The 26319-nt window shown below is 47.2% G+C and carries 6 protein-coding genes and 1 pseudogene; 6 read left to right on the top strand and 1 reads right to left on the bottom strand.

Annotation, left to right across the window (positions count from 1 at the left end; all coding sequences use genetic code 11):
* Positions 1-351, bottom strand: a pseudogene (locus tag L9P36_RS16235) (replication initiator protein RctB domain-containing protein); the annotation flags it as partial.
* A 1461-nt stretch (positions 352-1812) separates the two neighbouring features.
* On the opposite strand from L9P36_RS16235, the gene L9P36_RS16230 reads away from it, so the two are divergent.
* The 6 genes from L9P36_RS16230 (at position 1813) to L9P36_RS16205 (ending at position 26279) form a co-directional block, all read left to right on the top strand.
* Entirely contained in the window at positions 1813-3027 is a 1215-nt protein-coding gene (locus L9P36_RS16230) for a ParA family protein (RefSeq protein ID WP_237468668.1), read from the top strand.
* Positions 3028-3029: 2 nt separating this feature from the next.
* Positions 3030-3998, top strand: a complete 969-nt coding sequence (locus L9P36_RS16225) for a ParB/RepB/Spo0J family partition protein (protein WP_237468667.1) — start codon at positions 3030-3032, stop codon at positions 3996-3998.
* A gap of 91 nt (positions 3999-4089) precedes the next feature.
* The gene (locus L9P36_RS16220) at positions 4090-6153 is read left to right on the top strand and encodes a GNAT family N-acetyltransferase (RefSeq protein ID WP_237468666.1); all 2064 of its coding nucleotides are present in this window, start codon (positions 4090-4092) and stop codon (positions 6151-6153) included.
* A gap of 414 nt (positions 6154-6567) precedes the next feature.
* On the top strand, positions 6568-8226 hold the full coding sequence (locus L9P36_RS16215; RefSeq protein ID WP_237468665.1) for a flagellar assembly protein A: 1659 nt from the start codon (positions 6568-6570) through the stop codon (positions 8224-8226).
* Between the two features lie 82 nt (positions 8227-8308).
* Positions 8309-9115, top strand: a complete 807-nt coding sequence (locus L9P36_RS16210) for an alpha/beta fold hydrolase (RefSeq protein WP_237468664.1) — start codon at positions 8309-8311, stop codon at positions 9113-9115.
* Positions 9116-9248: 133 nt separating this feature from the next.
* Positions 9249-26279, top strand: coding sequence for a retention module-containing protein (locus L9P36_RS16205; RefSeq protein WP_237468663.1), 17031 nt, complete (start codon positions 9249-9251; stop codon positions 26277-26279).
* Positions 26280-26319 lie beyond the last annotated feature (40 nt).

Below are 26319 nucleotides of genomic sequence, written 5' to 3'. Positions count from 1 at the left end.
ACGATGAAGCATGGTTTTGCCGGCCAAACCTGTTTCAAATCGAACCGGTTCTTGGCTGAATAGCCCGATACTAACGGCGGCGCGTAAACGCTGTTGAATGGCTGCGCGGGTTAATTGTCCCTCTGTGGCTTCAATTAACTCTGTAGTGGAAACCATACCATCTTTGCTGGTTAATCCACGTAGTGAGATCAAGTTGATCAATTCAAGAATACTTTTTGTTACCCCTTTGAAATGAGGATATTGAGTTAACCAATCAACCAAATTATTTGGGATCTCAAAGAGATGGCCGTCTTTATGAGAACGAGGTGCGCAAATCAATCGTTTTTGTTGCGGCGATTTCTTTAAATCCATTACCAGCTAGCCGTAATTGCATCATTGTTCCGTGAATTCTAGCGAATCTAAGAAAAAAAGAAAGATCTTTTTGAAAAGGTTTTTTAACTGATCTTTTTGATTATATTTGATTGATCTGATGTATTGATTAACTGATAAGAATCAAATGAAATCCCCAATTCATTGGTTTTAAAGCGATTATTATGTCTGCCTTTTGAAAGCATGATCATGGACCTATCGTAACGATGATCAATGTTTTGTGGTAAAGATGATCAAGACAGCTGCGCAAAGATGATCAATGTGATCCTTGAATTGTGATCAAGTGGCAGCAGTAAGCATGATCAAGCGCCACACACCAGCTACCCACATAGTTATCCACAAACTCTGGGGGTAACTTTCATCTCTGCCCCTGATGACGACTATTTTTATCATTGAAACGATGATCAAGGTGATCATTTTTCCTCATTTGAATCTATCTTTCGGTCCATCAGACATCTTGTTTTTATTGGTCTACAGCGGCTTGCATTTTACGGTTGTTATTTAAGTGATCGCTTTGCTGCTTATTGTCTCGAAACAATGATCAAGTGATCAAAGATGCTGTTCAATATTGTTTTATTTTTAATCAAATGGTTTATGTGTGACGATCCATTTAATCGTGGATCCTTACTCTATCTAGCTTTGACCGTAATCTAGTCGTTGCCCGCCATGCTTCCGTGAGGACATGCTCTGGCCTGATCTAAGTCTACATCAGCATCTTTCCTTGATCATCGTTACGTCTTATCCAGAACATTGACTGCTTGATATCGTTTGAATTTACATCGCTTCAATGCCTTGATCATGTTTCCATCAATATCTGTTCGTTATGGTATGACGTTATTTGTGCTTGAAAGCATGATCAAGGTATTCACTTGATCATCGTTCCCTTGAATATTCTGGGTTGCACGCTTAGTCATATCACGAAAGCTTGATCAAGGATGATGACAGCACCATGAGCACCCATTTCTTTTTGTCGGCATTGCCTATCTCTCTTCATGTTTATTTACGGCATGGGTGATACGCGATGGGCGCGATTTAGCAGCAGATTTTGTTTTATTGAGATTGAAATGACACACACCGTAACTTGTGACCTATTTTGCAAGCTTCCGTCACTTTTTATGGGGCAATACGTCATTGCCTGAATATGATGCGCTCATCTGTAGCAGTTGAATCTCGCCTTTTCTTTTTATCTACGACTTTGTATTGATTCCCCTATTCTCTTATTTGCATGACGTTTAGCTTCATGATTTTACATTGTAAATAAGTGACGCTGTCACTGTTAAAATATTTATCTGTTTTCGATAGGTTGTGCAGAACTATGGATGACTTCATATTCCAGTCTTAGGTTAAATTTCGATCAAACTCACACCTATTGTACAGCACTTTATTGCTCATGATGTAAAATGGTGTACAATCAACACAGTGATTAATTTTAAGGTAAAGCAAATGAAAAGGGAAAAAACCATCAATAATCTGCTTTCGATTGCTGAACAAACAAAGCAAGTACAAGCGGATCGTATCCAAATTGTAATGGAAGAGCGACGTGATGTGCTTTTTCCTCCAATGTCTAAAGCCTTGATGGAAACGCGTTCTGGTTTAACGCGTCGTAAGTTGGATGATGCCATTGCACGAATGGAACAAGCGGGCCATCAATTTACCAAAAATAATGCAAACCACTATTCTATTACCTTGGAAGAAGCGCATGAATTGATGAATGCCGCTGAAATTCCAGCCTATCATGACAAAATCGATGGTCAGCAACGACCATGGATTGTGAACGTACAAAACCAAAAAGGTGGTACGGGTAAGTCAATGACAGCAGTTCATTTGGCCGCTTGTCTTGCTCTGAATTTAGAAAAGCGTTATCGCATCTGCTTAATTGACCTTGATCCTCAGGGCTCATTGCGTCTTTTCTTGAATCCACAAATCAGTGTGGAAGGACAAGAGAATATCTACTCAGCTGTCGATATTATGCTCGATAACGTGCCACAGGGGGCTGTTGTTGACAGTGATTTTCTGCAACAGAATGTCTTATTGCCAACACAATATCCAAATTTAAAAACCATTGCTGCCTTTCCTGATGATGCCATGTTTAACGCTGAAGCATGGCAACAACTGGCTGTGAATCAGTCTTTAGATATCGTTCGTCTACTGAAAGAAAAAGTGATTGATAAGATCAGTGATGATTTTGACATCATCATGATGGATACCGGTCCACACGTTGACCCGTTGGTATGGAATGCCATGTACGCGGCCAATGCACTGATTATTCCGTGCGCCGCTAAGCGTTTAGACTGGGCGTCGACCGTCAACTTCTTCCAGCATTTGCCGACGGTATATGAAATGTTCCCAGGCGATTGGCATGGCCTTGAGTTTGTCCGCTTGATGCCAACCATGTTTGAAGATGACAACAAGAAACAGGTTTCTGTTCTCACTGAGATGAATTACTTACTTGCCGAGCAAGTGATGATGGCGACGATTCCGCGTAGTCGTGCATTTGAAACCTGCGCAGATACTTATAGTACTGTGTTTGACTTAACCATGACTGATTTTGAAGGGGGCAAAAAAACCCTCTCGACTGCGCAAGATGCAGTCCAGCGCGCCGCATTAGAACTAGAGCGCGTGATGCATAGCCACTGGTCACAATTGAATGAGGAATAACAATGGCCATTAAAACCTCGGATCTCAATGCCAAACTTTTTGCCAAGGCTGATAAGCGCCGAGCGACCACAGTGGACGAGGCGCAACAAGCTGCAAAGGATAAAGCTGCATTTATTGAACTTGCCGTTGCGGGTGAACAAACGGTTCAATTTGAATTAGTGAAAATTCAAGCAGCAGATGTGGCTCAAAAAACCTGTGTGTTTGCACAAAATGCACGTGAGCAATCCTTCCTGAACGAGCATGCGTTGGCTGATATTTTATCAACGCTGAAAAAGAGTGGTCAGCAGTTCCCTGCGGTCGGTCGATGGACTGATGATGGCAAAATTGAAGTGCTCGATGGGAGCCGTCGTCGCATGGCTTGTATTCTCGCAGCGCAAGACTTTCTTGTGTATGTGGGCAAAAATATTAGCCTTAAGCATGCTAAATTCTTATCAGATGTCGCCAATGCTCATAAACCATTGTCGCTTTATGAGCGTGGTAAAGAGATGCAGGCGATGCTTGCTTCGGGTGAAGTTGTCGATCAAAAAGAGCTGGCAAAAGTCTGTCAATGCAGTGAAGCCTTGGTGAGCGGTGCGCTTAAAGCCGCTACCCTACCCCGTGAATTGTTGCAAGCTTATCCAAGTGTGAGCGAAATTGGTCGCCCAACGGTCGTGAAATTGCATCGTCAATTTTTTGCCCTCGATGCTGAGCAGCAACAAGCACTGTTGGGTAAGTTGGAAAGCTCAAATGAACTTTGGCAGCATGTGGATGCGCAGGGCTTAAGCCGAATCACCAAAGAGGTGACGGCGGTTTTAGAAACTTGGATGTCTGACATTAAGCCATTGCAAGTCACTAAAAATCCAGCGACTGAACTTATCAAGGGTAAAGTCAATTATGTGCGTAAAGGCAATCAATTGACCATTGCGATGAAACAATTGAGCGAAGCGCAAATAGCAAACATTCTTCAGTATATTGAATCACAATATCAGTAATTCAATTGTTCCAAGCCCCATCTCGGGGCTTTTTTTTTGTCTTTCATTCCTATGATATGATGCGCCATCTTCATTTTTGATTGATTGCGCTATGGAATATTCAACTCTCATTTCTACGCTTCGTTTACATCAACATCGCCAGTTGGTGGTTCTTTGCGGCGAGCAAGCTTGGTGTGAATCTCAAGCGCAATTGGCCATGGCGGAATTTGCAAAGCCGCTTTGGTTGGCTCGGCAAGCGAGCCATGACGGCACAACAGTACTTGCGCCGGAAAAAGTTCAGCAGCTGCTTGGTCAAACTATTTCAGCAATTGTAATGAACGGGTTTGATGGCATTAGCGCAAAAGCGCTTGCAGTGTGTCATGGCTGTGTTGCGGCTGGCGGTGTTTTATTCTTATTACTGCCAGAAGAGCTGCCGAGATTTGCAGATCCTGATTTAAAACGCTGGCGCACATTTTTCCCTTATGGCGACGAAAGTGCTTTTCTTCGACGTCTTGAGCGCGTTTTACGCGCGGATCATCAAGTGGTTTGGTATGAGCAAAACAAGCTATCACCTTGTTTTCAGTTGTCTCATCATCTACCAGTATGTGGCTGCGATTGCACTTGGCGTTTGACGGATGATCAAGAAAAAGCCATTGAGTTGATTCAGCACGTGGCTACAGGCCATCGTCACCGCCCTTTGGTGATACAAGCGGATCGTGGTCGTGGGAAATCAACCTCTTTGGGGCTTGCCGCTAAAACGCTAGCCGCTCAGGGAAAGTCGCGTTTAGTCATTGTCGCGCCAAGCATACAACAAGCACAGACCGCACTTGATCATAGTGAGCATCAACTTGAATTTATGGCCGCTGATGAGCTATTACAACAACAGCCTGAAGTGGACGTGTTGTTTGTCGATGAAGCGGCAGCATTTCCCCTATCCATATTGAAGCTGATCCTTGAGCGTTATCGTCGCATTGTGTTTGCCACCACTGTGCATGGTTATGAAGGCTCAGGCCGTGGATTCCAGCTTAATTTTTTGCCTTACCTTGAACGCGTTTGTCCGCAATGGCAATCACATGTTTTGCAAAAACCGGTTCGCTGGGCGGCGAATGATCCATTAGAGCAAACGATATTTTCTTTACTCATGCTGGATGCGTCTTTGCCTGAATATACGAAGCCCCCTCTGGCGTGCAATCAGATCCGTCATCAAATTTTTTCAGGAAAACAGCTGGGTGATGATGCCCAATTGCCTACGATTTTTGCCCTGCTCGTTCAGGCGCACTATCAAACATCGCCAGATGATTTACGACAGCTGCTCGATGGCGAGGGTGTCGCAATATGTGTGGCATTCGATGGTCAACAAATCATTGGCGTCTCCCTTATAGTTGAAGAAGGGAACATGACCGATTCCCTTGCCCAGCAGATCAAAATGGGTACTCGGCGGCTCAAGGGGCATTTGGTGGCGCAATCTATTGCACAGCTTTCAGGGGTGAGGGATGGTGCGACTTTACGTTCATGGCGTGTGATGCGTATTGTGGTTCACCCGCAGTATCAAGGGGTGGGTATCGGAACGGGCATGCTTGATTATGTTTGCCAACAGGCAAAAGCGCAGTCGCTTGATTTTATCTCCACAAGCTTTGGCGCTACCCCTCACTTAATTCAGTTTTGGCAGCGCAATGGCTATCAGTTGATTCGATTGGGATTGATGCGCGATGCGGCTAGCGGCACTTATTCAGCACAATGGATTCGACCGCTCAGCCCTGCGGCTAAATCTATGGCAGTGCAATTATCAAATCGATTGCAATATAACTTGATGGCGCAATTGCAATCGCTTGAGGTGATGGAGCCTCGCGTTGCTATTTGTTTACTACGCAGCATGTCTTGGTCGTTCTCTGTGGATTTAAATGAGCTGCAATTGTTCTGCGAGACTCAGCTACATGCTGAATATGTTAAATCGACCTTACTCGATGCTTTTGCCGTTTGGCTTTATCAAGTGCCGGATGATGATCTTAATATTGCGGTAGAAATCGCGGCCGCTCGGTTGTGTTTGAATCAGCCATGGTCTCGACTACAGGGAATGGGATTCGTACAAGGTCGCAAACAAGGCGAGAGATTACTTCGCTCATTTTTTAGCACTCAAGTTTATCCATTTTTAGCCGATTTACAGTGTAAAGGATAAAAAAAAAGCGTGCCGTAGCACGCTAAGAAAATGGACCAATGCATTAAATGAAGATCGGGGAAACGAAAATCACAATTGGCCAGTATCGGAAATCCTGATTATATTAAGCACTTTACATGCCAACTATTTAATTCATTGATAATAAAGAGTTTTGGTTTGATGGATCGATATTAAAGGCGTTTTATGGGTTAGATTGACCCATTTTCGAAATGCGATTGGGTTAGATTGGAACATTTCCCAGTGTTTAGAAAATAGCTTATTCGAAAATAGCTAGACGCGTTCGAAAATAGCCAGACGCGATCATCGACAGATAATTGGCAACAGCGTGTAAGCGCTTTTCAAAATTGTGAATCGCCTAATATCGATTTTTCAGCATCTTGATACACTGTACTCAATGCGATAAGGGATCTATCTATGGGTTTAGCTTCACTGATTTCGATCACTGATGATAGAAGCCAAGTTCAATTGGCTATTGGTCCTGTATCGTCCCCGATTTGTGAAGAAGATATTCTCACTCAGCTTCGTAATCTTAACTGCTTTACCTACTTTCAATTTGGGCATGAAATTAAACGTGCCGTCTCCAGCATTAATAAATTAGAGCCTGATAGCAAAGTGATGGGTGCTGTGGTGATCGCAGAGCGTCGTGATGCCACTTTGGTGATTAAAGCTGAGCAAGGCGGTATGCAAGCTAGTGTGACTGTGATTGGTGCCTGTGGCGGCGCACATATTAGCTTTCAGCAACTTTTAATTGCGCTGAAAAGTAATGGCATCGTTCGTGGCATTACCCGTCGACTGGCAGAACGTTTTGTCAAAGATGCGCAGCAGCTCTTTCCCGGCGAAAAACACACCCAGTTGATTGCCAAAGGCAAATTACCTATCGATGGTGAGGATGCCAAATTTGTACCTTCTGTGCTGGATTTAAAAGAGCGCATTCTCAGACCTAAAGCGCTGGAAAACGGCAAAGTGGACATGCGCGATCTTGGTGCGATAGCGACTGTCACTGAAGGCACTGAGCTGATGCGCCGTTACCCACCCACTGACGGTGTTCCTGGCTATAAGGTCACTGGCGATGTGTTGGAAGCTAAACCAGGACAGATGAAAGCGTTTCAGATTTTTGCTGGTAGTGAAATTGATGCCAAGGATGAAAACCGCCTCATTTCAACACGTAGTGGCTTGCCTGTCATTAAAGATAAAGGCGTGGAAGTCGAAGAGGCATTAGTGCTGAAAAATGTTGATATCAGCACGGGTCACTTACATTTTGAAGGTAGCATTCTTGTCTCTGGTGACATTCAGCCCGGTATGAAGGTGACAGCGTCTGGTAGTGTCAGTGTCGGCGGTTTCGTTGAGTCAGCTGAAATTAAAGCGCAGGGACATGTCATTATCGGTAAAGGCGTGATTGGTCGTCTGAATAAAGATGAGCAAACCTATAGCTGTGAGATTGAGTCTGGTGGTGAAATTGCTGGCGTATTTGCGCAATACACAAAAATGAGCGCGCAAGGCAATATTCATTTCACTAGCCAAGTGTTGCATTGTGATATTCATACGCGTGGTAAGGTGATTGTCAGCGATCAGAATCGTCGCAATGGCACATTAAGCGGTGGTCAAATTACCTCATTTCTCGGTGTTGATGTGATTAATTTAGGCTCAGCATCGGGTACTGAAACGCTACTGATTTGCGGTGAACAAATTGCTGCTTTGCGAGTCCAGTCCCAGCAGCTTCAGTCTCAGCTCGATGAATCCCATCAAAAATTTATGCAGGTTAAACAGGCGGCGAAAAAATTGCTCCTGTTACAGCGTGATCAACGCCCCGATGAGATGGTCAACAAATTGAAGCAAAGTCATCTATTATTGAGCGAGCAATCGAACATACTGCGACTGGAGTTAGGGCAAGTTCGAGAGGCGATGGATGCGAGCTTTAAGAGCGTGATGATATATGTGCGCAACCGCCTTTACCCTGGCGTGAATGTCGGGTTTGATCAGGATGAATTGCGGATTACACAAGAGCGTAGCCCTAGTATTATCCATTATCATGGGCAAAAGGTGATGTTGTCGCCATTGTTATCAAGTCAATAGCGGTCTGACTATGCCTTTAAGTCTTTTTCCGTTAAAGTGGTTTTATACCCTTTGAGTTTACACTGTAAATTAATCAAAATTTATGTCGTCAGCAGTAACCCCCTCTCTTCTTTTCCATAAATGCTACCACCATCCAGAGTCCAAAGAATGGGTTGTCTTAATCCATGGCGCCGGCGGTAGTTCATCAATATGGTTTAAGCAGCTCAAAGCCTATCGAGAAAGCTTTAATATTCTATTGCTTGATTTACGTGGCCATGGTCGCTCAAATAATTTAGTGGATGAAATCCTAGCGCGGCGTTATACCTTTAAGGCCGTGACCAAAGATATTATTCAACTGCTAAATCATCTGAAGATTGAATCTGCGCACTTTGTTGGTATTTCGCTGGGTACATTAATTATTCGTACGCTTGCTGAGCTTGATCCGCGTCGCGTGAAGTCCATGGTGATGGGAGGGGCGATTACAAGGATGAATATTCGTTCGCAAGCACTGATTCGTGTGGGTAACCTGTTTAAAGATGTGCTGCCCTATATGTGGCTATATCGTCTCTTTGCATACATCATCATGCCTCGAAAAAATCATCGCGAGTCGCGAAATCTATTTATTCGAGAAGCGAAAAAGCTGTGTCAAAAAGAGTTTAAACGCTGGTTTAAATTGGCAACGGATATCAATCCGATGATGCGATGTTTTAAAGAGCGAGAGTCGACCATTCCAACGCTCTATATTATGGGCGCACATGACTATATGTTTTTGAAACCGGTCAAAGAGATGGTCTCCATTCACCGGAATAGTCAGCTGCTAGAGATCGCCAACTGCGGTCATGTATGTAATGTTGAGCAGCCTGATGTGTTTAACCGCGAAAGTATTAACTTTATCAAAGCCAGTTATTAAGGCTGATGCGACTGTGAATGAAAAAAGCACCTTTGGGTGCTTTTTTCATATTTGAGACGGTGCAAATCAAAATTACCACTATTGCCTATAGTCACCAATACTTGTTGGAAGGTATGGCAAAAAAGTGGCAGCTATGAAAACCAATCAAGTAAACGCGAATGCGAATGTTGAGCAGCTTTCCGGTAAGGCATATGTGTTAAATCAAAATGGTATTTTGACACGCCTTAAAGAAGGGATGCAGCTTGAAGAGGGCGACATCCTTATCACAGACCAAGGCACTGAGTTAGTGATTTCGGTCAACGGCGATTTGATGAGAATTGATCCCAGCTGTGTTGCGTGTCTGACTAATGGAGAACAAGCCGACGCAGTCGTTTCGACGCGGCAAAATGCGGACCTCAACAATACGCCTGATGAAGGCCAAGCGAACTTTGATGTGAGTGCCTTGCAAGAGGCTATTTTGGCAGGTCAGGATCCAACCTTACTTCTTGAAGAGCCAGCCGCAGGTGCAACCGAAAATGCAGCCAATAGCGGTTTTGTACCGATTATTCGAGATGGCCTAGAGACCATTCCTGTCGCAGGATATGACACTGCGGTCACTAACTTTACCCAGCTGCGTGTCGATGATGGTGGGGATGGTTTTCTTGACCTTGCACCTGCTGGCGGTGAGACCGTCAGTTTGACGCTTGCTGAGCCTGATTTAGACCCTAATGGTTATGCTGCAACTGCCCAAGCATTTGTCACTATCGCTGGTGGTAGTGAACAAATGGCCCCTGATAGTGTGGCCATTGACCCTGATGCCCTCGCTGCCTTACTTGCTGAGTTAAATAGCGATATCTTTTCTGGGGGCGATCCCGTTGTCTTTACCTACGACCCAGTGACCAACACCTTACTGGGTGAAGTCAATGGCACGCCAGCTTTAGAAATTGTGCTCGATGGCGCGCAAAACCCCAATGGGTTTGATCTTGATTTAACCATCACCATGACTCAGTACTTGCCTCTGGATCATCTTCCTTCTGGTGATTCATCGGGCGCGGTGACCGTTAATGGTGATCAGCTTGCGATTAATTTGCCAATTACAGCAGCCGACTTGAGTGGTGATGAAATCTTGTCGCCAATTAATGCCAATATTTTACTACTTGATGGTTTTCCTCCGGCTTTAACCAATGGTGATATAACGGTATTAAATGAAACCATCGATTCCAATACAGAGATTAACGGGAGTATTGGGCTGGATTTGGGATCGGATCAAATTGCACAAATGGAGGTGGATGAAACTGCACTTGCGACTGCATTTGAGGGAGTAACGAGTAATGGACATCCAACTGAAACGGATGTGACCTATACCGAAGTCAATGGTGAGCCGGTTACGATTATTACTTTGACTGAGTTGCTGCCAGGTGGTGGTGCAGAATCTGTAATGACGATTAGTATCGATGCCACAGGTGAATATACAGTTGAGATGCTCGGCGAAATTGATCAGCTTGATGGCAATTCGCAAACAGATGATGACTCACTGGTTTTTGAAATTCCAGTTGTGGCCATTGATGATGATGGCGATCGCAGTAATACCGGTTTGCTCTCTGTTCAAGTGATTGATGGCGATAATCCAAGCGGCGAAGTTAGTACGGGCACCGTCGAGCTGAACTATAGCGAAGGTGAGCTTGACCAAAATGCCAATAGTGGGGGATACCCAGTTGAGGACAGTGCGAGCTTCTCTATTCTTGCAGGTGAAGACCGCTTACAACCCGATAGTGTGGAGATTCTTACAACAGATTTGATTACCACCTTAGAAGCCAACTTAACGGCGGGTGATTCGCCGCTCACATTTACTTATGACGGAACAACGCTGGAAGGGCGAGATAGTAATGGCGAGCTGGTACTGAGCATCAGTCACAATAATGTGCAAAATGCCAATCTCGACGATGTTGATGTCACATTTGACGTGATTCAATACAAACCCCTTGATCATACCCCTGGCGGCTACAGCGATAATATACTGACAATTGATGATGAAGGGATTCAGCTGAATCTTCAGGTACAAGCGCAAGATACCGATTTAGACCCGCTTGATACGCCAGTGACAGTCACCATCAATATTACCGATGGTCCAAATCCCAATATTATCGACAGTGACGCCATGCCAGCTGTTGCCCATGAAACCAATGATAAAAACGTTGAAGTAGCGGGTAATATTGGCCTTGATATTGGTAGTGACACCATTGATCGCATCGAAGTTGACGCAACAGGGTTAGCAAGTCTTGCCAATAGCCTCACCAGTAACGGGCACCCCGTGACGGCTGAGGTCACAACTGGTGCGAATGGGGCGCAAGTGGTCACCTTTTATGAAGTAGAGCCACAGCAGGGTGGTGGTACGATCAACCAACCTGCAGTAACCGTTACCATCAATTTAGATGGCAGCTTTACCATGTTGGTCACAGGGCAGCTTGATCAGCTCGATGATGCTGATATGCAGACGGCGATGGATGACCTGCAGCTCGCGATTCCTATTACGGTTTTTGATAATGACGAAGACTCTGTTGCTACCTCAGTTGATTTAACTATCTTTGATGGTGTGGATGCCACAGGTACAACGACGGGCGATTTGAACGTCGCCTATGTCGAAGGCGACCTACAAGATCCACAAGGTCAAAGCACCTATCCAGTCAGCGATAGCGCGAACTTCACTGTGATTGCAGGTGAAGACAGACTCGATCCTACGACCTTCGCTATCGATGATATTGATGGTGTGATTACCAGCCTGGAAGCCGCGCTTACCTCAGGTACCAGCGCCCTTGATTTTAGTTATAGCGGCGGCGTGCTGATAGCTGTCGATGACCAAGGCGAGACGGTTCTTACCTTGACCCTTACTGCCACGCAAAACCCAAATCTCAACGATGTGGATGTCACCTTGCTGGTTGAGCAGTTTGCACCGCTTGATCATCTGGCTGGCGGCGTAAGTGATGACGTGGTCACCGTGGATGGCAACCAAATTAACTTCAACTTTGGTCTGCAGCTTCTAGATACCGACCAAGATCCGCTGCAAAATCCGGTGCAGCTGTCAGTTGCGATTACGGATGGTCCAAATCCAAATCTGATTAACGCTGATGCCGAGCCCGCCATTGCCAATGAAACCACAGATAAAGGCATGGCTGTTACCGGTGATTTAGGCTTGGATGTGGGCAGTGATGAAATCGGTGAAGTGATTGTCGATTTAACGGCGCTTGATGCGCTGGTCGCTGATTTGACCAGTAACGGTAATCCCGTGACCGCCACTGTCACCACGGGTGCTGATGGCGAGCAAATCATTACCCTCAATGAGCAAGAGCCACAATCGGGTGGAGGCGTGACAGAGCAGCTGGTGCTGACGGCAATCATCAACTTAGATGGCACATACAGCCTTGTGGTGGATGGTCAACTAGACCAGTTGAGCAATAACGCCCAGATTGGCTCCGATACCTTAAGTCTCGATATTCCAGTCACCATCAAAGACAAAGATCTCGATGAAACCTCAGGTCTTGTACAGCTACAAGTGGTGGATGGTAGCAATGCTGATGGCTCAGTGGTCACACCGCTCACGCTTAGCTTTACCGAAGGTGACTTAGTGGATGCCATGGGCGCATCCACCTATCCCGTGTCTGACTCAGGCTCAGTCACCTTGGTGGCAGGTGAAGACCGATTGGTACCTGAATCTGTAATGATTGAGCAAAGCCTGATTGATGCGATTGAAGCCAACCTTACCGCTGGCGGCAGTGTACTCACAGTCACCTACACCGGCGGCGTGCTTGAAGCGCGTAACAGCGATGGTGAGTTGGTGCTATCCATCACCCACAGTCAAACACAAGCCAGCAATCTCAATGATGTTGAGATTAGCTTTGATGTGGTGCAGCACTTACCGCTTGATCACGATGCCACAAGTACCACTATGGCCGGCGATCCTGTGGTGATTGATGGCGAGACCATTCGCTTTAACTTGCCCATTCAAGCAACGGATACCGATCTCGACCCACTGACCAGCAGCTTGATTGTGCCCATTGAGATTAGTGATGGCGATGACCCTGTATTGGTCAATGCAGATGCAGCGCCCGCCATTGCCAACGAAACCGATGATAAAGGCGTCACAGTTAATGGTTCACTGGGTCTTGATGTGGGCAGTGATGAGATAGCCAGCATTGTGCTGGACACCACAGCGCTCACCAACTTTGTGGATGGCCTCACCAGTAATGGCCATGAGGTCACTGTTGAAGTGACCAACGCTGCCGATGGCGCGCCGATCATTACGCTCTTTGAACAAGTGCCACAAAGTGGCGGCGGGACAGTGCCTTCGCAAATCTTGGTGGTGAATATTGGTCTTGATGGTGACTTTGATATGACAGTCACCGGCCAGCTTGATCAGCTCACCGGGGGCAGTCAAATTGGCGATGACACCCTAGACTTCAGCATTCCAGCAACCATTACTGATAAAGATGGCGACAGCACCTCAGGGCAAATCGCACTGCAAGTGATTGATGGCGAAAATGCCGCAGGTGAAAGTATTGCGCCGCTTACCTTAAGCTTTAGTGAAGGTGATTTGGTGACCACCTCAGGTGGCACCACTTATCCCGTATCAACCACAGGGGATATAACCTTAGTAGCAGGCGAAGACAGACTGGTTCCTGAATCTGTTGTTATTGAGCAATCACTCATTGATGCCATTGAAGCCAATCTCACAGCAGGTGGGGGGAGTCCTCTTACCGTTACCTATACGGGTGGCGTCCTTGAAGCGCGTGACAGTGATGGCGAGCTGGTATTTGAAATCATTCATACCACAGCGCAAGCTGCGAATTTAGATGATGTTGATGTCAGCTTTGAAATCGTGCAGCACAAACCGCTGGATCACGATGCCATGAGTACCACGATGACCGGCGATCCTGTGGTGATAGATGGCGAAAACATCGTCTTTAACATTCCACTGCAAGCGCAAGATACTGACCAAGACTGGATGGACAATCCAGTGACCGTCACCGCCACCATCGCAGATGGTGACGATCCGATGTTTATCGCGGATGATGAAATCATTCCAAGCGTCAATGAAACCACAGATAAAAATGTGGTGCTCAATGGCAGCTTAGGCCTTGATATTGGTAGTGATGAAATCGACCGCATTGAAATAGATACCACTGGTTTAGCCGCTTTGGCCGCCTCACTGACTAGTAATGGTCACAGCGTCATCGCGGAAGTGACCGATGGCGCCAATGGCGCGCAAGTGGTGAGCTTTTTTGAAGTAGAGCCACAACCCGGTGGCGGCACAGTGAATCAACCGATTTTAGTGACCACCATCGCACTGGATGGTACCTATACCCTCACTGTGACAGGGCAGCTTGATCAGCTTGATGCTGCAGATATGCAGATCGTCACCGATGATATTGAGCTGGCCATACCGTTGACCATTGTTGATAAAGATGATGATGCCATCAGTGGTCATGTCAATCTGAAAGTGGAAGATGGTACTAACGCTGCAGGCGCTGCTGTTGGAGTCACCAGTGTGTCATTTACGGAAGGCGAGCTGGACCAAACTGCCATGATGGGTGGCTATCCAGTCTCTGATACCACCACCTTTACGATTCTTGCGGGTGAAGATCGCCTAGACCCCGCGACCTTGGTGATTGAGCAGAGCTTTATCGATGCCATGGTTGCAGAGCTGACAGCCAGCGATAGCGTCTTAACCGCACAAGTGAGTGCCGGTCTTGTTCAGTTGCTCAACGATAACAATGATGTTGTGCTCGAGGTGAGCTTTAACGGGGTCCAAGCGGCAAATTTAAATGATGTGGATGTAACCGTCACAGTCAATCAGCTGAAACCTTTGGATCATGATGCATCGAGCACCACTATGGCAGGTGATCCTGTGGTTGTTGATGGCAGCAACATTTTGTTGAGTGTGCCATTCCAGCTTCAAGATACAGACCAAGATTGGATGGATAATCCCGTGGTGATGACAGCCAATATCACCGATGGTCCAAATCCAAACTTACTTAATGCAAATGCGAGTCCAGCTGTTGCGCATGAGACCGATGATAAAGGCATGGCGGTGGATGGCGACTTGGGCTTGGATGTGGGCAGTGATGAAATTGATGCCATCATTGTGGATACCACTGCGCTGAATACGCTGGCCACTACTTTGACTAGTAATGGTCATCCCGTGACTGCGCAAACTAGTACTGCTGCTAATGGTCAAGTGACCATTGTATTGAAAGAGCAAGAGCCGCAGTCGGGCGGTGGGGTTACAGAGCAAACCGTGCTCACTGTGACCGTCAATCTTGATGGTACTTACCAGATGGTGGTCGATGGCCAGCTGGATCAGCTGCAAAGTGGCGCGCAAATTGGTACAGATACGCTGGCATTGAGCATCCCTGTGACTGTGCGTGATAAAGATGATGATGAAACCACTGGTGCCTTGTCACTACAAGTGATTGATGGTGATGATGCTGCAGGACAAGTTGCACCAATTGTGGGCTTGAGCTTTACCGAAGGCGACTTACAAGACAGTGGTGGCAATTCAACGTATCCGGTCGCTGACAGTGATACCTTTACTATCGTTGCTGGTGAAGATCGCTTGACACCAGACTCTGTGATGATTGACCCAAGCTTTATCACTGCGCTGACATCCGAATTAACCGCCAGTGGCAGTGTACTCACCGTGACATATATCAATGGGGTGGTGGAAGCGCGTAATAGCGATGGTGAATTAGTCCTTGAAATCACCCATAGCACACAGCAAGCCGCGAATCTCAATGATCTTGATGTCACACTTTCTGTGACGCAGCATTTACCGCTCGATCATGATGCCATGAGTACCACCATGGTAGGTGACCCTGTAGTGATTGATGGCGAGACCATTCGCTTTAATATTCCATTCCAAGCCAAAGACACCGATCTAGACCCAATGGCACAAGCGGTGATAGCCACTGTTGATATTACTGATGGCGACGATCCCATGTTGGTTAATGCCAACGCAGTTGTCGCGACGGCCAATGAAACCACGGATAAAAATGCAACCGTTTCCGGCGATTTGGGCTTAGATGTGGGCAGTGATGAAATTGAGCGCATTGAGGTTGATACCTCCGCGCTAAATACATTGCTTGCTTCGCTTACCAGTAATGGCCATTCTGTCACTGCGACGGTGACCACAGGCAGTCAAGGCGAAACCATCATTGTGCTGAATGAGCAGGAAGTGCAATTGGATAACAGCATCGTCGCGAAAGAGGTGCTGACGGTGACTGTCAATCTTGACGGTAGCTATGAGATGGTGGTGAAGGGCCAATTGGATCAGCTTGATGCAAGTGATATGCAAATTGGCAACGATACCTTAAGTCTCGATATTCCTATCAAGGTGGTTGATAAAGATGCCGATGAAACAACCGGTACGCTGAAGCTTGCGGTGAGTGATGGTAGCAATGCGACAGGCGCACTGATTGGTAGCGCATCCTTGGCCATTACTGAAGGTGAGCTGGATAAAACGCCGCTCACGGGCGGTTATCCTGTGGCTGATAATACCAGCTTTACCATTTTGGCCGGTGAAGACCGACTTGATCCTAGCACCATTCGTATTGACGATCTTGCAACGCTGATCCCAACGCTTGAAGCAAGCTTAAGTAGCGCAGGTGATTTCCTTGCCTTTGCGATGAATGGCAACACCTTGGAAGGTAAGGATGATAATGGCGATGTGGTGGTTGCGATTACGCTGACAGCGAGCCAAGCACCGAATTTGAATGATGTGCAAGTCGCTGTATCGATTGTGCAGCATGCTCCTATTGATCATCTCGACTCGCTGCCAAGTAATGCCGTGGTGAGCGTGAGTGATTCCTTACTGACGCTGAATCTGCCTATTCAAATTCAAGATACAGATTTGGATGATTTGGACTCAGCTGTCAATTTGGCTATCGCGATCACCGATGGCGCCGATCCAAACTTAGTTAGCGCCGACGCAAGCTCAGCCATTGCCAATGAAACCACGGACAAAGGCGTGGCCGTGACGGGTGACTTGGGCTTAGATATCGGTAGTGACACTATCGCTCAAATCGTGGTTGATACCACAGCATTAACGGCGCTGGCGAGTAGCCTTACCAGTAATGGTCACGCAGTCTCTGCAACTGTGGTTGATGGCGCGATGGGCGCGCAGGTGATCACCTTGCTCGAAGCGGTGCCGCAATCTGGCGGTGGTACGGTTAACGAAACCGTCTTAACCGTGACCGTCAATCCAAATGGCAGTTACAGCATGGTGGTGAATGGCCAGTTGGATCAGCTCAGTAACAATGCGCAAATTGGTGATGACACCTTGGATTTGAGCATTCCTGTGACCTTTATCGATGCCGATGAAGATGAAGCGTCCGGTCAGATAGAACTGCAAGTGGTGGATGGCACTAACGCGCCAGGACAAGTGGCGGCAGCGTTGACCTTGGCATATACCGAAGGGGAGTTAGACCAAAGTGCGATGAGTGGTGGTTACCCTGTGTCAGACTCGGGCACAGTGACTATTTTGGCGGGTGAGGACCGACTCGATCCAAGTAGTGTTGAAATTATCACCACCAGCTTGTTGCCTGCGCTCACCGCAGAGCTGAAATCAGGCGGTGAAACCCTCACATATACCTATGCTGCAGGCGTGATTGAAGGGCGCAATGGTGATGGCGATTTGATTGTGGCCATTGCCCATAGTGCGGTGAATAGCACCTCATCCATGAATGCTGATGATTTAGATGTGACCTTTACGGTCACGCAATATGGCCCACTGGATCATGATGAGACAGGCCCTTCTACGGGTTTGGTGACCACCTCAGATAATCTCATCACCTTAAGTTTGCCCGTTCAGGCGAAAGATACGGATTTGGATACCATGGATGCACCTGTCTTTATCTCCATTGAAATTACTGATGGTCCCGATCCAAATCTGGTCGCTGCAAACAATATCGCGATTCATGAAACCGATGATAAAGGCGTGGCGGTGACTGGCGCCTTGGGTATTGATGTGGGCAGTGATGAAATTCAATCCATTACGGTTGATGCCACAGGGTTAACTACGTTTGCTAATACATTGACTAGTAATGGTCATGCCGTGACGGCAAGTGCGGCTGCAGGACCTGATGGTAGCCAAGTTGTGACCCTATTTGAACAAGTACCGCAAGGTGGCGGTGGTACTATTCCAGCGGTTATTTTGACAGCAACGCTGACAACTGATGGTAACTACAGCGTGCTGATGCAAGGGCAGCTGGATCAGCTTTCCGGTGGTAACCCAATTGGTAGCGATATTCTCAATCTTCTTATCCCAGTGACTGTGGTCGATAAAGATGGTGATGATGTCAGTGGTCAAATCACCATTCCAATTGCCGATGGTGATGATAGTACGGGGAGTACAACGGGCGATGCCACACTTGAATTTACCGAAGGCCAGCTCAATAAATTGCCAGCCGATGGCGGCTATCCGGTGTCAGATAGCGGTAGCTTTACTGTTGAAGCGGGTGAAGATCGTTTGGTGGCAGATACCCTGAGCTTTGATGTCGCCAGCTTTGTGGCTGAACTCAATAGTCAAATTACCAGCAATGGCCAAGCCGTCACCTTTACCGCATCGACGGATGGCATGGGTAATCCTGTGATTGAAGGGAAAATCGGCACCGATGCGGTGCTGACCTTTACGCTAACGCGCAGCCAAAATCCAAATCTAGATGATATTGATGCCACGCTAACGGTTGAGCAGCACCAACCAATCGATCACATCGATGATCAAGCCGATACCACTTACATCACAGTGGATGGCGATGCCATTGTGTTCTCTGTACCGCTCCAAGCGCAGGACACAGACCAAGACTGGATGGAAAATCCAGCCATTGTCACGGTAACGCTCAATGATGGGGTAGATATCGCCGGCGGCGGTACGATTAGCGGCGTCTTGACGGAAGGGACGCTGGATATGACCGCGTTACCTGCCGATCAGTATCCACAAACCCATAGTACGCAAATTGATGTGGTTGAAATGGGCTCTGATACCCTGAATCCAAATTTGGTGCGTATTGTCACGGGTAATGTTACCCCTACGGATGTGAATGATTTTAGTGATTTGGCAGCACTGAAAGCAGAGATCGAGGCAGAGCTTTCGCAAAATGGTGAGCCAGTGACTGTGGTCTTTAACGCCACGGGTATGGAAATTCAAGACAGTATGGGCGCGCCGATTATTACGCTCGCGCTCTCCATTACGCCAGCAGTCGGCGCAACGCCAGCACAGTTGGTGCAAACCACCACGATTCACTCTCCGATCGATCATTTAGCAACGGGCAATAACACTGGATTTGTCGAGGTGGATGACACCACCATCAGCTTTAAGAACCTACAAATTCAGCTGCAAGATGCAGATGGTGATTACTTACAAACCCCAATCAATACCAGCATCACTATTACCGATGGCTTACCGCCAATCTTTGTGGTGACTGATGGCGATGCGCTATCTGTCTCTGAAGTCGGGATTGATGGTATCGGTGGGAATCAGCCTGGCTCGAATCCAACCAGTGATGCTGAGCTGGATATGGGCTCTATCAGTGCTATCGCCAATAGTGATGAAATCATCGATTATCAAATTGATGTGGCAACCTTTAACACTGAAATTTTGGGTGTATTGACCTCTGCCAATCAGCAAGTGACTTTGGTCGATGATGGTTTGGTTACTTTGCCGGGTAATATTCAAGCGCATCAATATACCGCGAAAACAGCCTCTATGGATGTGTTCCAAATTACGCTGAGCAAAGATGGGGATTACAACTTCACCTTGCTAGGTGCTTTGGACCATGACAAGTTAACTAATGATACCTCGCTTGATTTCACCATTCCGGTATTTGCCGTCGATGCGGATTTAGACCCAAGTTCAAATCAAGGACGCATTTTGGTAACGGTCGCCGATGACTTTGCGACCACCAATGCCGGCGTCACCTTAAACATGGTTGAAGGGGATAACACCAGTACGGCGCAAGATGTACTACTGCCAGCTGAAGAAGGTGCAGATACCGCAGATGTACTGGCGATTTATGACAATGGCGCGCAGGTGCTTCTGTCATCACTCCCAACGGCGGTGGCGCCAGATGGTAGTAATGCGCGGGTGACTGCAATTCATCAAACGGGCACAGGTCAAGAGCTGGGCGATCTCTATATTCGAGAAGATGGCTCGGTGCTTTTTGATGCCAACCCAGACATTGATCATGACAGTGAAACCCTGACTCATCTTATCGATTTTGAAGTCATTGATGGTGATGGCGATATTGCGACCGGACAGTTTAAATTGGAGATCACCGACCAAGATCCAACACTCACGGTTCAAGCGGCCAGTGGAGTGGAAGATCAAGGCCTTGATGCCAATGAGATGTTTGATAACGATGCCACCGACGGCATTGCAATCAATATGACCATTAATATCGGTGATGATGACCGCAATGAAGCCATTGACCGGGTGCTAATTGAAAAGCCGGATGCAGATGAAGGGACCTTCTATCTCGATGCCAATACAGTTCCGGCAGAAGAGATGGAAGGCGGTGTGACCTATATTGTGGTACCGGGCAGTTACTTCAGTACCACCAATGGTGAGGATTATACCCTTTCAAATCTCTTCTTTGTGCCGGATGCTGATTTCTCTGATCGCAACACTCCGGGGGATGCGGGCCTTAATCTCAATGTGATCAGTAAAATTACCGCTGATGGTGGCGATCATCCAGACCAAACGGATGATCTGCAAATTAATGTATCGGGTATCGCGGATAAACCTGAGTGGAATTTCTCCAACACAGAGACCCACTATACGGTGGATGAGGATGACCCGGGTGTTCGCCTCACACTGCAAAGTCAATTGCAGGATACCGATGGCTCAGAGTTCCAGCGTTACTACTTCAAAATCACTGAAGGCGAGGCCAGTTTTGATGGCCGAAATATTCGTGATGAATCTGGCTCCCTAGGGGCGGGTTGGGTGTCGATTCCGAATAATCGTTTAGGAAACTTTAGAGTCGTGCCTGATGAGGATTTCAGCGGTGACATTAAAGTTGATGTCTTTACCCGCAGCTTTGAGCGCAGTCCATTTACGGTTCGAAATGCAGATTCAGACACCATTGAGCTGGTGATTAATGTCAATCCAATTGCCGATGAAGCGACGATCAAAACCAAGCGTTTACAAGGCCTCGAAGATGAGCCGTTTGCGCTAGGCAATTTCATTTCACTGACCGAGTTAGATGACTTCTCCGATGGCTCAGAAACGACTTATGTTGTCATTACTAACTTACCACCTGGCGCAACCTTGTCTGACGCGGCAAACATTGAGCCTTATACCTTTGATGCCGGATTACCGACGGAAGAGGTGGGTTATCGCGTGCCTTATGATGAGGTGGGTGGTTTGATTTTGACGCCGCCATTGCATAGCAACGAAGACTTTAACTTTAATGTGCGTGGCTTGGTGATCGACAGCGCCGATCTCACCCCAGATAGTGGCGGTGTTGTGCACCCCGGTACACCTGTTGAACATACCGATGAATACTTTACTGATCCGCAATCGGTCAATGTACGCTTAACAGGTGTCGCAGATGTGCCTGTCTTTGTACCCGATATGAGTGGTGATTGGATTGTGGATGACACCGCAGCGCAGCCAACGGTTTACACCACTATTTTGGAAGATGAAACGGCAACGCTGAATTTTGGCCTATTCTCTGGCGAGATGGGGCAAGATACCACCTTTGGTTATGGCGAGTCAGAAAGTCTGAGTTTGGTCTTAAGTGGTATTCCTGCGGGCACCACGATTGTCGATGGCACGGGGGTGACGAAAGCATTGTCGCAGATAGGTGTGGATGACAATGGCGATCCAATCTTCTCCGTTGCTTTGGATAATTTGGTCGGCGTACAAATTACACCGCCGCTCCATAGCACGGATGATTTATATATTGAAGCGCGTTTGGTGGTCACTGAAAACGATGGGGATACCAATATCTCTACGGGTCTGATTGTGATTCAAGTGGATCCAGTGGTTGACCAAACAGACTTTGTCACCAATACCGATGGTTTTGAAGATGCGGCCAATGGCAGTCCATTGCAGTGGCGACCTGATGCTGACGATATGCCTGATGGCCAAGAGCAGATCACCGCAATGCGTCTGTTTGATATTCCAAGCCACGTGACGCAAATTACCCTCAATGGCACAGCGCTTACTCTGACGCCAACGGGCGGTGGATTCAGTGAAGTAACATTAACGCCAACGCAGATGGATGATTTAAATGCTGGCGGCTCACTGCGCGTCTTTGTCGAAGAAGACTCCGATGTCGATGTCACCATTCGTAGCCAAGTGACGGTGACGCAGTTGGATAGCGATCCTGACTACACCCCACCCCATGCCATTACTGAAGCTGAAGATACAGATATTTTTGGCACCCTCAATGTCGATATTCGCGCGGTTGTGGAGTCCGATACCACCATTGTTCTAACGGGAACACCGCCAACCGATGTCGGCAGTATTAAGTTGTCCGATTATCTTGGTGTGGATGACAAAGATCCAACCAGTAATGAAGTGGTGGTTGCCTATGTTCTCTCCGGTTTGCCTGATGGTTATGTGGTAGAAAACGGGATTAATGAAGGTAATGGAAGTTGGACCATTCAATCGGGCTCCTTGGATGATTTTACGATTCATGCACCTGAAAATGCAGATGAAATCATCAATATTACGGTTTCAGCGCAAATTGTGGACCGCAGTGATACTGGTGAAAATGACCCGAGTGTGCCCGCCGTTCGTCAATTGGTTGTACCGCTTGATTTCTTGAATACGGATACAGATACAGAGCTAGCCTCTGAAATTGATGTGCCAAATACAGTGGTGGTCACCGGTGAAGAGGACAGAGTCGTTGACCTTGGTGCGCAGTTAGATAACAGCATTCGGTTGACCTTACCTAGCGATTCAACATTGACAGATGAAACGGCCAACGATCATTTCTCGATTGTGATTGCAGCGGCAGATTTACCTGCGGGGTCTCGCATCACAGGTACGGGTATCGACTTTGTTAATGGACTATATGTTTTTGAAGATGTTTCAGTGACTCCGGATCCTATGAATCCAGGGGAGGCAACGGTCAACTTATCTGCTGTCAATATGGTTCTGCCAGATGATTTTGCTGGGGTGATTAACTTCCCAGTGACCCTTGTGAATACCGATGAAGTCTCCGGTGACTATGAGGTGGGGAGTACTAATATTCAGCTCGAAGTGACCCCTGTCGTCGATGTGCCAGCCAATGCCATTGCCGGTGATGATACTGATGTTGAATTTGAATTAGTCGTCACTCGCACCGAAGGCTTAGATGCCAACAAACAGCCGACTATGGGACCCGATACGCCATTTACAGAGCCGCTTGAAGATGGTCGTATCTACTTTGATGTCAATGTCACATTGGCTGATAGCGATCAAGTCAACGGCTTTGAAATGGTGGATCAAGTCATTCTAACCGTACCTGTGGGCATGGGGACCTTTGAAGGTGGTACCGATGATGGCATAACAGCGACCATTACCTTAGGTCCGACTGAGCTTTCAGATGTTGTGTTCCTACCCGCAGAAGATTACAGCGGCAATGTGAACATCGGCATTGAGATGATGATCACCGATACGGCAACAACCGGCACAGATATGGCCACCATTATTAGCTCTGCAAGCTTTGAAGTGATTGCCGTTGAAGATGATGTCACCTTTGTGGATGTCAATGATGTGATCGTAGATGAAGATACTGGTGTGGATTTAAGTCATATCGGTATACAGCTCAATGATATTGATGACTCTGAAACCTTACTCTCGGTGAAAATCATGGGTGTGCCCGATGATTTCACATTCCCAAGTGGGGCCACCAATAATGGTGATGGTTCATGGACGGTGGATGTGGACTCGCCAAACTTTGGTAGCACTGAATTCTTATCGGGTTTGATAATGCTGCCGGCAACGAATTTCAGTGGCACGGTGGATTTGGAAGTCATTGCGATTACCCAAGAGGACTCCTTAGGGGGGATTCGAGAACACTCAGCACCATTCACCTTAACGGTGAACCCGATTGGTGATGAAATTGATGTGGACCCAACCACACCAAGTGTGAGTGGTATTGAAAATGGCGATGCCATTGATTTGGTGCTCAATATTGCCACCCAAGATAATGCCGATAGTTACCCAACATCGCCACCTGCTGGGATTACGCTGACAGAAAACCCACCAGAGCAGCTCAAAATTTTACTCACAGGCGTGCCAGATGAGGCGGATATTATCTTCGCTGATGGCATTGCCCCTGGCGCGATGAGCACCATCACGGAAACATCTCCGGGAGAGTGGACGGTGTTTGTTGACCGACCTGATGGTGATACTGGGGCCGTGCTTGAGAAGTTACAGCTTGTGCCCAATGATGCCTATGGGGATTACACCATTGATATCACCATGATGAGTGTGGACAACGGGGCTGAAGCCGATGTGAGCTTGCACAAAACCACCAGCATCGCGTTAAGCCTTGATCCAGTCAATGATGCGCCAGTGAACAATATGCCTGCCAGCGCTTCAGGCAATGAAGATGAAACCTTTGCGATTACTGGATTGTCGGTAACGGACATTGACGCTGAAACGGGCAATGTCACGGTGGACTTAAGTGTTGACCATGGCGTACTCACTGTGGATACCAGTGGTGGTGTAACCGCGACCAATAATGGCACGGCAAGTGTGACTTTGAATGGTACTCTTACCGAAATCAATGCCGCACTGGGCGCGGGTGTAGATTATCTGGGCGATCTGAACTTTAACGGCAATGATACCCTGACCATGAACACTTCGGATAACGGCAATACCGGGACAGGTAATGTGCTAACCGATTCCGACACCATGCCGATTACCGTGATTGCACTCAATGATGCGCCAGAAAATACAGCGCCGACAGCAGAGCAAGAGGTTGCACAAGAAACTGCGATTGATATTAGTGGCCTCAGCATTGCGGATGTCGATGCGGGCACAGGGAATTTGAGTGTGGTACTTAGCGTCGATAATGGTTCTTTGACTGTAAATGGCGGTTTGGCAAGCGTGAGTAATAATGGTACAGCTTCGGTAACTATTACCGACACGTTAGCCAATATCAATGCATTGCTCGCTGATGATGTGACCTATATCGGTGATATGGGCTTCTTTGGCGATGACACATTGACCATGAGCACAGATGATTTAGGCAATACTGGGACAGATGGCGCGAAACAAGATGTCAGCACCACACCAATTAAAGTGCTAGGAACGCCAAATCTCACCTTGAATCTCACGCAGATTCAAACTGCGGCAAGTCGCGCGGCAGCGGCGGCTTTAGTGCCATTGCTTGGATTGGATGTCGCCATTGCTGCGCCCTTTGATCTCAGCATTGTAACTATTGAAGTCACCGGCGTCGGTGCTGGCGCGCAATTTACGGATGGCAATGGTACACCTGTGGGTAGTGAAAGTGGTGGCGTTTGGACGCTGCAACCTGCGGATTTGGCCGATTTACATATTGATAATTTGCCAGATGGTGCCACTGCAAATCTAAGCTTTACGGCGGTTGCTGAAGACCCAGGTATTGTGACACAGCAAACGACGCCTGTAGCCATTGAAGTAGTGGTGGCTGATAGTAGCGATAGCACCATTAATGATAGTGACTCAGGCGCGGCCAATGTGGTGACGGGGGACGATGATGGTCAAACGTTATTTGGCGGCCTAGGTGATGATATTCTCACCGGTGGTGATGGTGACGATATCTTAATCGGTGGTGCTGGTAATGATATCTTAACTGGCGGCGCTGGCGATGATGTCTTCCTATGGGAGATAGGCGATGTGGGGACACCTGCGTCTCCAGCCATGGATATAATTACTGACTTTACCGTCGGTGAGGATATGTTGGATCTGTCAGATCTACTGCCTGCAGGATTAGACCCGAACGATGCCACGGATATCAATACACTGCTAGATTACATTCAGGTTGATGATAGTGGTGGTAATGTGACTTTGTCAGTATCCACAGCGCCAAATGCACCAGAGCGACAAGACATTGTTTTGGAGAACACAGATTTGAGTGATTTCTCGCTCAGTGGTGGTGAAACCGAAGCGCAGATTCTTTCCGCGATTATGGCTTCCGTAAAACTTGACCCTTAACTTTACAATGTAAATTGGTAATAAAGAGCCGCCTGATGCG

Origin of the sequence: Vibrio stylophorae (genome assembly GCF_921293875.1) — a bacterium.
Lineage (GTDB): Bacteria > Pseudomonadota > Gammaproteobacteria > Enterobacterales > Vibrionaceae > Vibrio_A > Vibrio_A stylophorae.
Note: the sequence above shows the minus strand (reverse complement) of the source record. Positions and strands in the feature narration are given on the sequence as shown.